Origin of the sequence: Bacillus sp. YC2, from assembly GCF_019891195.1 — a bacterium.
Taxonomy (GTDB): domain Bacteria; phylum Bacillota; class Bacilli; order Bacillales; family Bacillaceae; genus Bacillus.
In genome coordinates, this window is the sequence record NZ_JAHXDO010000004.1 from 133,943 (window position 1) to 147,743 (window position 13,801).

Sequence of the window (13,801 nt, forward strand, 5' to 3'; positions counted from 1 at the left end):
ACAGGACCGCCACTTGCGGTTCTGTTGTGTTATACACTGCTCTAAATTGCTATAGGAGCAGTTTTTCTTCTCTTCTACAAATACCATGATTCCCGGGATGATCATAAGTATATATGGTATTAAATGGAACGTATGAATTATCAGAGGGGAGGTGGAATGCGGTAAATCAGCAATTGAAAAAGAACTAAAGGCCTTGGTGGTAAGACGAGGAGTTCTTCAAGTAGCTCTTCAGGATCAACTTATACAGTCAAAAAAGGGGATACACTTTCCAAAATTGCAAAAGCTGAAGGGGTAAGCGTGGCAAACCTTCAGAGCTGGAATAACATTAAAGACCCGAATAAAATCACATTTGGCCAAAAGTTAAAGCTCACAGGCTCAGGCACTTCAAGCACTAATCCAAGCAGCAAAAAAACGTCATATGCGCTGCCTTCTGGCATCTATAAAGTCACAAGCCCTATGCGAAGAGGGGATGATGTAAGGCAGGTTCAAAAAGCTCTTGCTGCTCTTTATTTCTACCCGGACAAAGGTGCGAAGAATAACGGTATTGACGGTGTGTATGGATCAAAAACAGCAAACGCAGTCAAACGATACCAATCTGATGCATGGCTTTCTGCTGACGGAATTTATGGACCTAAAACTAGAGCAAAAATTGAAGCATTATTGAAGTGAAAAAGAGCCCATCTCGAAAGGGCTCTCCACATATTTAATAAATATGAGTTTTTTTATGTTATAAATTGCTGTTTCGAGATTTTTGCCTTAGCTTTTCGTTCTCATCTTCTTAATAAACAAGAGGCAAGTTGATTCTATTCAAGTTTGCCCATTAACTCTGTAAATGAATCACATACAGGACTTAAAGCTCTCTCAGGATTTTCAATTGCCATTTCATGATCCCAAAATACAATAGAAGGACTATTGAGTCCTTTTCTAAAATCGTAGCAGATTTCATTGCCAAACACATCATCTGCAATTGGTATTATTTTATCTGGCATTCTTCCGTCTTGATGACGATTAGAAACATTAACTATATATGACTCACTTTCTTTATGGAAGCTATGTAAGTATCCGAATGCGATTCCTTCCCTATCTTCAAGATCAAAAGTTTCAGGAGAGGGGGTAGCGCCAGAATAGATTTTGACATATTCTAAATAATCTTTCGGGAACTTTACTTGTAACGTGTTTTCTACTTCAATAATTTCCTCGTTACTAACAGGATGCTCTCCGAAATCCCATTCAACCATATGGTATCTCCGCCTCGATATGTAAATGAATAGGACTATGAAAATGCATAAAATAAAAAAGCTTGTAGAAAAAACATCGTTTTCTCTACAAGCTGAACCCTCCTTTATGTAAGAAGGGTTTTAATTTATTCAACCTTTAAATATATCTGGAATTTTATCTCGCCATATTAATAGCAATTCTCTAAATTGATCGGTTTCAATTGAGTTTTCATAGGGTTCTTCTATCCTAAAAGAGTTTTCAACAATTGTCACATCTTTTTTGATGAGAACACTTGTAGCATTTAACTCAATCTCAAAATCTTCATATATCCCTTCTGAAACCTTATCGATGTAATCTATATACTCATTGGCTTGTTCTTCTGTAGCGATGTTTTCAATAAAATCAGAGAAAATACTGATTTCTTCTGGCAATACTATTCCTAAATCACCAAATGGATCTTCTTTAAATTTGTATGAATATTTCATATGTTATTTCACCTTCATGATTATTTTTTATATAACGGATATGCAGTTGCTATTGTTCCATCCTTATTTAAATACATTTCTATTTTAATACCTGACGCAGAGATGCCCCTGAATTTATTTGAACCGATTTGCTTTTTAGTTTGGTAAGCTTCATCAATAGCTTTTAATACATCTGAACGGTTCCACTCTCTAGGAAAGAAACTAGAATCAGCTATTTTTTTAACACCGTCAACCTCAACCTTTGCCATATAAACTCCGTTTTTATCAGGTTTTTTTTCCGTGCCTTGAATAATCTTTCCGCCCATCATACTTTCATGGTGATAACCAACTGCTTTTCCGCGTTTATTTATTTCTCCATGGTAGATGTGCTTCATTGTATCTGTTGTATACTTACCATTACCTGAATTGAAATTAGAAGTCACGGATTTAGTTAAAATACTCTCTTTTTGATCTTCAATAATTCTTTTTAACAAAGGAGTATTTTTTGCATTATACGTATTGTCAATATCTTGAGCTATTCCTACAAGTGCAGGTTCATATTTCTTTTTAAATAAGGGATTAATAAAGTCGTTTCCTTTTAAAAGCCCTTTATTGACATGAGCAGCAGCTGTTCCCCCTTCAACCACTTTACCTACTTTAGAAAGCTTGGTAGTGGTTTGCACTGCGGCACCCGCACCTTTTGGACCAACGATATTTCCTATCGCATAACTGATATAATGCCCTTTTTCATATGCATCGCCATTTACCATTTTATCATTCCATGAGTCAACAAGGTTTGTCCAGATGATTTTTGAATAAGAGGGGACGCTTAATACTGTTGTAATAGTTTTTGTAAGTTTTAATTCGGTAGGAAGCTGTGAATATTCCCAGGCGCCCACAACCAAGTCTTTGACGCCATATATCGTATCGTCGATCGTATCGTTAAGTCCATCATTAACTCCATCGATGAAATCAATTGCTGTCTTACCGGCATTGATCACACTTTCACCGGCGGCCATCAGCTGTTTTGCTTGTTCAAGCTGCACCACATATTGGAGCTGTTCTGGGGTGAGATTCTCATACCCAACCTTCTTGGCAATTTCCAAGTACTCATCCGGATCCGCTACTCCGTCAGCTAGCTTTTTCTTTAAATCTTTAATTTCCCGTTCTTTTTCTTCCTTCTTCTTAATCGTCAAATAAGTTTCCGTACGCTTCTCAATATCGCCTTTTTTCTTATGTATGTCGCTTTCCCGGTACGCCTTGGCGTTATAGTGAAGTGGCGTTGCATTTTTCCCTTTGCCTGTGGCGTTTTGGAGCTGTTGAAAATCTGCTTGAATGAACTGTTCGTTCGCTTCGGTTTCTGCATATTCTTTCGTTAGATCGTGATCGAGCTTTCCGAGCTTATGTAGGGTCTCGTCCCGTTTCTTGTCTGCTGAATCCAGATGTTGATCGACATCCTCTGTAGAAAAAACATCAAGATGAACGATATCGCTGATTTCATTAATGATGTCCTTGATTTCATTCCGCTGCTCTTGCATGATTGCTTTTGATTTATTCTTCGCATGAATCAACTCATGTTCTAAAAATGACTCTTCCACAAACGAATTGGTTAATCCGGCATCAGCTACTTTTCCTGAGATACTGTTAAGAAAAGCAATCTTCATATCTATTAGATCAAGCCAACTGTCAGCAACACCTGCATGGTCTTGGAAAAAGGTTTTGATGTTGTCGGCACCTTTACCTGAGAACTCGCTGTCATCTAAATCAGTCATGCCTTGATATGCCTTCTTAAGATTCAAAAATTGTTCCCTAATCTGATCGTATTCTTTTGCCCGCTTTTCCGCTGCTGAAATTAACGAGGATGCTTCAAATACCTTCATATCTGTCTCCTTTCCAACTTATTCTCATCTAAATTTTACCACATTATATTACATGTAAGGAGCTTCTTCCAATACCCGCATGGTGTACCAAGTACTCACCCTGCTTATTCATCTAGAATGGATCGAGATCATGACAACTGCATGCTGAGGCGAAAATCCTCCTGTTTAGGGAGCAACAGGAGTGCACCAGCTGCTACGGCTTCCGCGGATCATTTTAAGAACCATCCTTTTTTATTTTCTCTAATTCTTCTATAATATATTGTAGTAACAAATTCAGCTTGATCATCATCTTTCTCCTTCCATTCTTTCCACACTCGTTGGGCCCTTCCTTAATAAGCGCGCCCTCCCCATTTTCTTTTTTTATCTATTTTCTTTACCTTGCAGATCTATCAACCACTGTTTTTTCTTCCTTTACCATCGTTTAAACAATCAGCACTTGGGCCTGGCTGGTTACAAGTATCGGAAATGACAATTCTTGTATGATCCCAGGTTATTAATGAACTCTCTTCAAAGGGTGTTATAATAAAACTAAAATTACAATAGATAAACTAACCATGAAATAGGGAATGAATGAAATGTTAAATGACACTAAAATACTTATCATTGAAGATGATGAAGCAATAGCTGATTTACTTTCATACGGACTTTCACAAGAAGGTTTTCAAACGTGTACCTCAAATACCGGGGCTTTAGGGATGAAAAAATTAGATCAATTCAAACCCGACCTGCTCCTGCTTGATTGGATGTTGCCGGATCTCAGCGGATTGGATATCTGTAAAATAGTGACTCATCGATATAATATCCCTATACTTATGATTACTGCAAAGTCGGATGTCACAGATAAAGTACTTGGGTTGGAATTTGGGGCTGATGATTATATTACAAAGCCTTTTGATTTGCGCGAAGTTACCGCTAGAATTCGAACGATACTTAGGCGCCTTGAACAAGCTGACCTCGTAAATAATCAAGAAACGGCTAACGAAAATCTTATTCAGTTTAAAAATATTGTGATCATCCCAGATGAAAGAATAGTAAAAAAAGACGGGAACATTGTTGATTTGACTCCTAAAGAATTTGATCTGCTTAAGACCTTGATTGACCATCCGCGGAAAATATTCACACGTTCTGAGCTGTTGGAATTCATCTGGGGATATGACTTTGCCGGGGATACACGTACGGTAGACACTCATATACAAAGGCTCCGCAAGAAACTGAGCGCAAGCGGCTTGATTAAAACAGTGTTTGGCATAGGATATAAATTTGAGAAGCAGGAGGAATAGAGAGTGTTACACACCATTAAGGGTAAATTCATTATTGGTTTTTTTCTGATTTTCTCTCTTTCTTTCCTTGTACTCAACCAAACGGTCAAGAGCGTGATTTGGTCAAGCAATGAAAAGATTGTGACGTCAGATTTAATAGACTTGAAAAAAAACAGTATTGTGTATATCAACCAGGCATTTTTAATCAATCATTATAAAAACAACGAACTTTACTTCGGTGATATGGCCGATGAAATAGTGGAAAGTCTAACTCATTCAACTGGAAACAATATAGGTGTTTATACCGTGAATGGCACTTTATTGTCTTCTTCTAATAAAACCGTTTTTTCACAAGGTACTGATGAGGATCTTAAAAAAGCGATTAACGGCAAGAATGCTTACCATATCACTCATGACCAAAATAAAGCAGAAGTGTTTTTCTCTTTTCCGGTTGTCATTGACGGTACAAAAGTCGGTATTTTACGCATTTCCAAAAATTTTAATTTGCTTTACAAACAAAGCGGAGAGATTTTAAATATTATTTTTTATATCGCTCTTGCTATATTTGTTGCAGCGTTCCTATTCTCTTATATCCTCTCTAGACATATCACGATTCCAATCGTTAAACTGACAGAGGCGACTTCAAAAGTCAAACAGGGAAAATTGGATGTAGATATCCACTTTCATAGAAAAGATGAAATTGGCCAGCTTACTATTAATTTTAATGATATGATTACCAGAATTAGAGATCAAATCTCAACGATTGAAAAAGATAGGGACAGTTTAAGAAAACTTAACGAACAGGAAAAACGCTTTTTTGACAATATGACTCATGAGTTAAAAACACCTTTGACTTCCATACAAGGATATGCTGAAATCATAAAACAAAGAGGCGCATCAGATCAGAAGTTTTTTAATAAAGGAATGAATCATATTGTGGAAGAAAGCCGGCGGCTGCACAATTTGGTCATAAAACTCCTTGAGGTATCCCGAGAAACATCTGAAGATCAATTTAATAGGATAGATGCAGGATCGATTTTAAAAGATGTATGTGAATCTATGAAATTTCGGGCAGAGCGATATAAAAAGAGCATCAGGTTTGAAATTGAAGAAGACCTCTATGTGTATGGTCAAATGAATAGACTGCGCCAGCTTTTTATAAACCTTCTGGACAATGCGATCAAATACAGTTTATCGAATTCGGAAATCACTATTACGGCAAAAGTTGTTGGAGATCAGGTTCTTTTCATATTCAAGAATCCAAGTGATCCATATGAAGATAACCAATACACAAAAGTGATGGAGCCTTTTTATTCAATTAACCGAAAGGCTGCGGAAGAGGGAAGTCTAGGCTTGGGATTAAGTATAGTTAAAACAATTGCAGAGGAGCATGGGGGAACAATCAAGATGTTCTATAAAAATAATAATACAATTATAAGTATCGAATTAGCTTATATGAAGGTTGAGAAATAATCATGAAGACCAAACAACTTATCATATGGTTAGGGCTAATATTAATTTTCGTCATTTTTGCGGCCAGTTATAATGTGAGAAAGCAATCTGAAACCATTATCATTCCAAACAAGGAAGAGAATCAGATTGAGGTTCAGAAGTCCGGCTCCTTTCATGTTAAGAAAATATATCGTCTCCCCAAGGTTGACCAGTTGCTTGGATGGTCTACGTCAAACACTGTGGTTGGTTATTTCAAAGGGAATGACACAACTGAACGTTTAGCATCGCATCCTATTCAGCGCCTTTCTTTCCCCTTTGAAAAACCTGAAACTCTTCAGACCATTGAAAGCAACACTGCTGACATAAAAATGTCTCCCGATGGGAAAAACGCTGTCGGATTAACGATTTCAACGGATAGGATCACCTTAAATCTAATGTCATTGACGAACAGAAACAAAAAGAAAATAGCTAGCTTTTCTTCTAACAAGGGTGCCTATGTACAAGATATTTCATGGTCAAATAACGGTAAAGATATTTGTTATCTTGTCACTGATCCTGCGAAAAATGGAAAGACCGGGGTCAATGTGTACAATACGGATTCTGGAACTCTCAAAACATATCCATTGAATGATTTTGATGAAAAAGAGTCCCTTATTGCAGCATCAATTTCAGATGACAGATGTCATTTACTGCTTACAATGTTACATGGGCAACAAAAACGCATTATAACAGGCACCATAACCAATGATGGGATCATGATTAAGAACAAACGTCAAACTAGTTATAACGAACCTGTTTGGTTAAACAATTACCAATTTTTATTTTTAGGTACCGGAGGAACGTTGTGCAAATACGATTTAAGAAACAGTGAGCTCTCTGTTCTGCTTGAAAATGTGGATGTTTTCAAAATATCAAATGATGGAAAAAGAATTGCCTACTCTTTATATGGCAAAGACAACACTTATGCAGGAAGACTGCAAGGAAAAAACATCCTGAATGCAGAACCAATATACCACGGTACCAGTCCGTCAGAAATGTATTGGAGTCCCGATGGCAAAAACCTGCTCATTAATGATAAAGACCTGTATTTCTCTTCGGAAAACTCATCATATATCATAGCATTTAAATAATTGTGATTGAGAGCCTGAAAAACCCGATTTCTGAGAAATCGGGTTTTTTTATTATCTGATTACATTTCATTATATTTCCTGCACGCAAAAAAATTGCAGTTCGTAAGTATCTTTTTTTGTGACATTTTGTTTACAAGTTGATCAAACTTTTGCGATACCCTCAATTTATATTAATAAAAGATTCATTTCTATCAAAGCTTGTCCATTGACTTTTTGTCTATGTGACTAGTTAAAGAAACTATTGCAAATGAGGAGTTGGAAGAATGCCGAATTCACCCAAAAGCAAACATAAATTGCGAATGGAACGATTATTAGGAGTAGGTTTTTGTGTATTTCTTATACTTTGTATAACTTTAGTATGCCTTTCTTGGAATGCCATGGCTGGTCCAAAGCTAGAATCATTAAAAGAAAGGAAAGCCTCTTCTGGGGAAATACACAATGAGAAGAACAAAAATGCAGCAGAGAAAAAGGAAGTACAAAAAACATCACCTGAAATCGGAAAGGTTGTCTATTTAACATTTGATGATGGACCAAACCCAGCTGCTTCAGAGAAAATCATGGATTTGCTCGATAAATACAATGCAAAAGGGACGTTCTTTATGTTAAAGCCTAACATCGAGCAAAATACTGATATTGTGAGAAAAATGGTAAAAAACGGTCACTCTGTCGGGTCTCACGGTGTGACGCATCAAGTATCCGAAATCTATAAATCCCCTGAGAGTTTTGAAAGGGAAATGAACGATACGCTTAACTTTATCAAAGAAACAACCAAAACTAAAACACATTTGATAAGAGCACCCTACGGATCAAAACCTTACATTACTGGCCCATTTAGAGAGGTAGTGAAGCGTGACCGGTTTGATCTCTGGGATTGGACAGTTGATTCAGAAGACTGGAAGTACACTCATGGAGAAATGGTAAAGAACACAATCCAACAAGTAAATAACCTAGTAGGGAAAGAACCTCTTGTTGTGTTAATGCATGAAAAACCAACTACCGCAGCTTATTTGGAAGAATTATTAAAGTATTTCCAAGATAACGGCTACGAAATGAAAGCAATTAATGATTCAATAAAACCGGTTCAATTCAGATTCAACTGAATTTCGCAAGATAAGGGATAATAAAGAACTGTTAAATTTTGTTTATAAAGAGACGATATAAGGATACTTGATACAGTGTATCAATACTTACATTTTTAAACTCTTCATTATGAAAGGAATTATGGATGAAAATCGGAAGAAGGAAACTGAAAATGCAAAATATTATACTGTTTATTCTAGCCCTATTGTTAACGGTTGGCGGACTGACTTACTACACTATTTATCGTACTGTAGCAAAATCAGTCAGCCACATGTATGAGCCTCTAAATAGGGATTCCAAGTTAGAAAATGTTGCTAATAAACATGATCCCATATCATTGCTCCTGCTGGGCGTAGATGAGCGCCCAGGTGATAAGGGACGCACTGATTCCATGATTGTATTGACTGTTAATCCAAAAACAAAAAAATCAACAATGGTAAGTATTCCGCGTGATACCAGGGTATTTATGCAATCGAAGCATACTAATATCAAAATAAACGCGGCATATACTTATGAAGGAATTGAAGGCTCCGTAAAAACTGTCGAACAATTTTTAAAGATTCCAATTCATTACTATATCAAAGTAAACATGGAGGGGTTTAAAGATATTGTGGATGCTATTGGCGGGATAACAGTGGATAATGAATTTCCTTTCACCCTTGAAGGTGTGCATATACCAAAAGGGAAACAGCACATTGATGGAAAGGTTGCCCTTAAATATGCACGAATGAGAAAAGAAGATCCACGCGGGGACTTGGGCCGTCAGCAGCGGCAGCGTGAAATCATTAACCAAATTATTCATGAAGGTACAAAATTAAATTCATTAAAAAACTATCAAGGAATTTTAGCTGCATTAGAAGACAATATTCAAACTAACTTAACAATGGATAAAATGATTGATATCCAAAATTCCTATAAAGAAGCCGTTAAAAATACTAAACAACTAGAAATAAAAGGCGAAGATAAAAGAATAGATAACTTATGGTATCATGTTGTAACTGATGAAACGAGAAACCAACTATCAAAAAAACTTCGAAAGCAATTAAATTTAAAATCTTAAAAATACCGAGATTATAGTTATAATACCCTCACAAAAGAGCAGCTGTTTTAAGCTGCTCTTTCAATATTTCAAGTCAGGGCAACTTTGAACTAAATGTATTTAAACCAGTGATTATCTATAACTTCCCTCAACCCGTGCAGTTACTGAGTGATGGAATAAAATCTTTCCATGATCATTGTGCATTGAACCTAATACAAAAACCATTAAAGAAAATCTTTCCGGATCTTTGATGCTTGTCACACATTGAATCCTTATTCGGATATGAAAATTCCGCAAAAATTGCTAAGTTTGCTCATAAAGAAGGCTTGACGTTAAAAGAGGCTGCTGTACAACTTGAATTATTAATGAAAGAACAATTTGATGAGATGGTTAAACCAGAAAATATGGTGAAACCAAATATTTAAATCTTTAATGATGCCAAGGTTTTGCAAACCTTGGTGCTTTTTTATAATCTTTTGCTTTCTGGCTATTCTAATAGACGTGGCAACAATGATATGTCATGTACTTTCTGGCGGAGAAAAACTACTCCATTTTTACTCTTCAATATGAATAAATCATTATAAAACCTCATAATCAAAATAAACAAAGGTTGATATATAAAGGTCTTGTACCAGAAAACACGAATTCACTTTATTGAGGGCCTAGTGGGTGTAGCAAAACCGATGGTTTAAAACTATTGGTTTTTTATCTGTTTTCATACTCATTGAAAATCACCTCATTAGGACAAACAGTTATTACATAGCATTACCCAAGGGGTGATGCATTTTATGAAGGTGAAAATCATCGAGGGACCGCAAGCCGACAAATGCATTAACGATTGCTATCATTATTTAATAAAACTGTATAGGAAGGAGATCCAGGGTGATAGCAATATATGTAAGGGTATCGACCGAGGAACAAGCGATCAGGGGATCGAGCATCGACAGCCAGATTGAGGCTTGTATAAAGAAAGCAGGGACTAAGGATGTGCTGAAGTATGCCGATGAAGGATTTTCTGGGGAGCTTTTAGAACGTCCGGCTTTGAACCGCTTGAGGGAGGATGCGAGCAAAGGACTTATAAGTCAAGTCATTTGTTACGATCCTGACCGTCTTTCTCGGAAATTAATGAATCAGCTTATCATTGATGACGAGTTGCGAAAGCGAAATATACCATTGATTTTTGTTAATGGAGAGTACGCTAATTCTCCAGAAGGTCAATTGTTTTTTTCAATGCGTGGAGCAATCTCCGAATTTGAAAAAGCCAAAATCAAAGAACGAACATCAAGCGGCCGACTGCAAAAAATGAAAAAAGGCATGATCATTAAAGATCCCAAGATAAATGGCTATAAATTTATTAAAGAGAAACGAACCCTCGAGATAATTGAAGAAGAAGCAAAAATTATTCGAATGATTTTCAACTACTTTACAGATCATAAAAGCCCTTTTTTCGGTAAAGTAAATGGCATCGCTCGTCACTTGTCCGAAATGGGGGTTAAAACAAAAAAAGGTGCAAAAGTGTGGCACAGACAAGTTGTCCGGCAGATATTAATGAATTCTTCTTATAAGGGAGAACATAAGCAGCATAAATATGACACTGAGGGTTCCTATGTTTCAAAACAAGCGGGCAACAAATCTATAATTAAAATAAGGCCTCAAGAGGAGCAAATCACTGTGGTAATTCCAGCAATTGTTCCAGCTGAACAATGGGACTATGCCCAAGAACTCTTAGGACAGAGCAAAAGAAAACATATTAGTATGAGTCAGCACAATTATTTGTTATCGGGTTTGGTGAGATGCGGGAAATGCGGAAACACGATGACAGGTAAAAAAAGAAAATCACACGGCAAAGACTACTATGTGTATACTTGTCGTAAAAATTATTCGGGGGTTAAAGATCGAGGCTGCGGAAAAGAAATGTCTGAAAATAAATTAAACAGGCATGTATGGAGTGAGATCTTTAATTTTATCACCAATCCGGAAAAGTATTCTGCTTTTAAAGAGATTGAACAATCAAATCACCTGCCTGATGAATTAGAACTTATTCAAAAAGAGATAGAGAAAACAAAAAAAGGCCGCAAGCGTCTTTTAACGCTAATCAGCCTAAGCGATGACGATGATTTAGATATTGATGAAATTAAAGCACAGATTATTGAACTGCAAAAAAAGCAAAACAAGCTTACTGAAAAGTGTAACGAAATTCAATCAAAAATGAAAGTTTTGGATGATACAAGCTCAAGTGAAAATGCTCTAAAAAGAGCTATCGACTATTTTCAATCAATCGGTGCAGATAACTTAACTCTTGAAGATAAAAAAACAATTGTTAACTTTATAGTTAAAGAGGTCGTCGTTATTGATTCTGAAACAATTCATATAACCACTTTCTAAATGCATTTGTGTATTTTTAGAATATAAGACCAATATAGCACACCAACAATGTGCTTTCACAGGTTAGATTTAAGTGGGTTCCCCTCTAAACCCCAGTTTATAACAATCTTAATAGGAAGGGGGCGTAGACAAAAACATTACGCCTCCCATGTATTATGATACCAACGTTTAAATATTGTTCAGTTGTTAAACAAAATTAATTTTTGCAGTTTTTTAATTTCTAATAAGACTTAGCTTACAAAACTTGATGGAAATTAAAACTGATTGTAAATGATAACGAACCATTTAATTCGTTTAATAATTATATTGATTGGACTTAGGATGCATAGTTTCTTCAATCCCCTTTGTCAGAACATTTCTTTTAACAGCTCTATAAATTCTTTGGAAACTTGGTATTTCAACCAATCCTAATTTCCCATTTACTGTTTTGCTTTTACAAGTATTTATAATGTTTTCACTGCTCAAATTAAAAGGGAACTGATCATACCGATAAAACCCTTTTTCCTCTAACAATTTCATTCTTTTTTTTAAGGCGTTTAAAATAGTTGAAACAAGCCACTTATCTAAATTTCTCATTTGTTCTTCATCATCTATTAAGGGATAAAAGCTCATTAACCCTTTAAAGTTTAGTTTTTTATAGGAACCATTCAAATAATTTTTTAAAATGTTTTCACTGAGTTTACCATAAAGGTATCTTCTTATTTGCATTATAGCAGTGACAAAATGAGAATCTTCATTATTACTTGGTATCATTACATCTTTTAGTACCTCTTGATTTAAAGGCTGAATTAAATTTTTATATAAAAGATAACTTATATGCTTTTTAATTTTTTGTACAGATGCAGAGTTAATACTTATATTATCTCCAGATAGTTCATAACCTAAAAAATTCACCGAACTTTTGCACTGAGAGAATTCAGACGGCATTCCTTTTTTGGATAATAAACTGATTCCTTCTGATTTTTCGAAATTTATTTCAACCTCAGCATTTCTAGAAAAGTCTTGCATTATCTCAAATGATTTGCAAATTTTAGTGTAACTTTCTGACCATATGACAGTATCGTCTGCGTACCTTGCGAATCTTAATCCTCTTGTTTCTAATTTTTTGTCAAGACGCCAGCAGACAAGGTTTGCTAAAAATAAAGAAAGTGATGTTCCTTGGGGGATACCTCCATTGGGAAAATGATCGAGAAAGGATTTAATTATTTCTTTTTCAAAATCGCTTATTAGAAAGCCGTTTTGGTCAAATTGTTTATAGATATATTCATGTTTTATAGATCCGAAGAAATCTCGAAAATCAAACTCAGCTATAAACATTCTTGGATTAGATTTTATATCTAATGCAATATCTTGTATTGCGTAATGTACATTCCTATCGTTTCTATAAGCATATGAAAATGAGCTAAATCGATGTTTATTTTTGCTTAGTAAACGGCTATAAAAATAATAAGATATTGCTTCATCAGGAATCTCAAAAACATGGATTGATCTAGTTTTTGAACTATTTTTTTTTCTTACTTTTTTTAAAAATGGTTTATGGGGTTTGTAGGACCCATTTATTATTTTCTTAAAAATTGATTTGGCAATCTTATCTTTATGTTTTAGTACATAGAATGGATTATGTTTTTTGTTATGTTTCCACTCTTCAGGAATTTTGATAGTCTTTTTATTAGGGGTAGATATACGTCTTTTATCACGCTGATAAACTAACTCTAAATTATTATGATAATTGTGATATTCTTGTGCTTTTCTTTCAGCGATTTGTGTTATGTTAGCCTTAATCTCTTCTAAAAGCATTTATTTCGCCTCCTAAACAAAAAGTCTTGTTCTAAATAGAACAAGACTTTCCACGAATACTATAATTAAAAGTAAGTCTTCACTTAGAACTTGGTAC

At 35.4% G+C, this 13,801-nt stretch carries 10 protein-coding genes and 4 pseudogenes; 10 read left to right on the plus strand and 4 right to left on the minus strand.

Annotated elements, in window-relative coordinates; genetic code table 11:
• Window positions 1–137: 137 nt before the first annotated feature.
• Window positions 138–669 (plus strand): annotated as a pseudogene (locus KY305_RS19965) (PGRP and LysM peptidoglycan-binding domain-containing protein); the annotation flags it as partial.
• Between the two features lie 134 nt (window positions 670–803).
• Here the strand turns inward: KY305_RS19965 and KY305_RS08965 are convergent.
• The 3 genes from KY305_RS08965 to KY305_RS08975 form a co-directional block, all read right to left on the minus strand.
• Complete coding sequence (locus tag KY305_RS08965) at window positions 804–1,238, minus strand: SMI1/KNR4 family protein (protein WP_223062234.1); 435 nt, start codon at window positions 1,236–1,238, stop codon at window positions 804–806.
• 129 nt (window positions 1,239–1,367) lie between these two features.
• Window positions 1,368–1,703 (minus strand): tRNA-Val4, encoded by a 336-nt coding sequence (locus KY305_RS08970; RefSeq protein ID WP_223062235.1) that lies wholly within the window; start codon window positions 1,701–1,703, stop codon window positions 1,368–1,370.
• Window positions 1,704–1,723: 20 nt separating this feature from the next.
• Window positions 1,724–3,562, minus strand: a complete 1,839-nt coding sequence (locus tag KY305_RS08975) for a T7SS effector LXG polymorphic toxin (protein ID WP_223062236.1) — start codon at window positions 3,560–3,562, stop codon at window positions 1,724–1,726.
• A gap of 41 nt (window positions 3,563–3,603) precedes the next feature.
• Between KY305_RS08975 and KY305_RS20335 the strand changes: the two are divergent.
• The 9 genes and pseudogenes from KY305_RS20335 to KY305_RS09010 all read left to right on the plus strand — a co-directional run.
• Window positions 3,604–3,700, plus strand: a pseudogene (locus tag KY305_RS20335) (excalibur calcium-binding domain-containing protein); the annotation flags it as partial.
• Between the two features lie 428 nt (window positions 3,701–4,128).
• Window positions 4,129–4,842 (plus strand): response regulator transcription factor, encoded by a 714-nt coding sequence (locus KY305_RS08980; protein WP_223062237.1) that lies wholly within the window; start codon window positions 4,129–4,131, stop codon window positions 4,840–4,842.
• A gap of 3 nt (window positions 4,843–4,845) precedes the next feature.
• Window positions 4,846–6,294 carry a sensor histidine kinase gene (locus KY305_RS08985; RefSeq protein WP_223062238.1) on the plus strand — a complete coding sequence of 483 codons (1,449 nt, stop codon included), beginning with the start codon at window positions 4,846–4,848 and terminating at the stop codon, window positions 6,292–6,294.
• A 2-nt stretch (window positions 6,295–6,296) separates the two neighbouring features.
• Window positions 6,297–7,403, plus strand: coding sequence for a WD40 repeat domain-containing protein (locus tag KY305_RS08990; protein ID WP_262417664.1), 1,107 nt, complete (start codon window positions 6,297–6,299; stop codon window positions 7,401–7,403).
• 263 nt (window positions 7,404–7,666) lie between these two features.
• On the plus strand, window positions 7,667–8,503 hold the full coding sequence (locus KY305_RS08995; RefSeq protein ID WP_223062239.1) for a polysaccharide deacetylase family protein: 837 nt from the start codon (window positions 7,667–7,669) through the stop codon (window positions 8,501–8,503).
• A 125-nt stretch (window positions 8,504–8,628) separates the two neighbouring features.
• Window positions 8,629–9,543, plus strand: coding sequence for an LCP family glycopolymer transferase (locus KY305_RS09000; RefSeq protein ID WP_262417665.1), 915 nt, complete (start codon window positions 8,629–8,631; stop codon window positions 9,541–9,543).
• Window positions 9,544–9,611: 68 nt separating this feature from the next.
• A pseudogene (locus KY305_RS09005) lies at window positions 9,612–9,947 on the plus strand (class II fumarate hydratase); the annotation flags it as partial.
• Between the two features lie 363 nt (window positions 9,948–10,310).
• Window positions 10,311–10,489 (plus strand): annotated as a pseudogene (locus KY305_RS20250) (hypothetical protein).
• Entirely contained in the window at window positions 10,447–11,907 is a 1,461-nt protein-coding gene (locus tag KY305_RS09010; protein WP_316252441.1) for a recombinase family protein, read from the plus strand. The pseudogene KY305_RS20250 and the gene KY305_RS09010 overlap by 43 nt, the downstream one beginning before the upstream one ends.
• Before the next feature lie 294 nt (window positions 11,908–12,201).
• Here KY305_RS09010 and KY305_RS09015 read toward each other — a convergent pair whose 3' ends face one another.
• Window positions 12,202–13,704 carry a reverse transcriptase domain-containing protein gene (locus KY305_RS09015; RefSeq protein WP_223062241.1) on the minus strand — a complete coding sequence of 501 codons (1,503 nt, stop codon included), beginning with the start codon at window positions 13,702–13,704 and terminating at the stop codon, window positions 12,202–12,204.
• Window positions 13,705–13,801 lie beyond the last annotated feature (97 nt).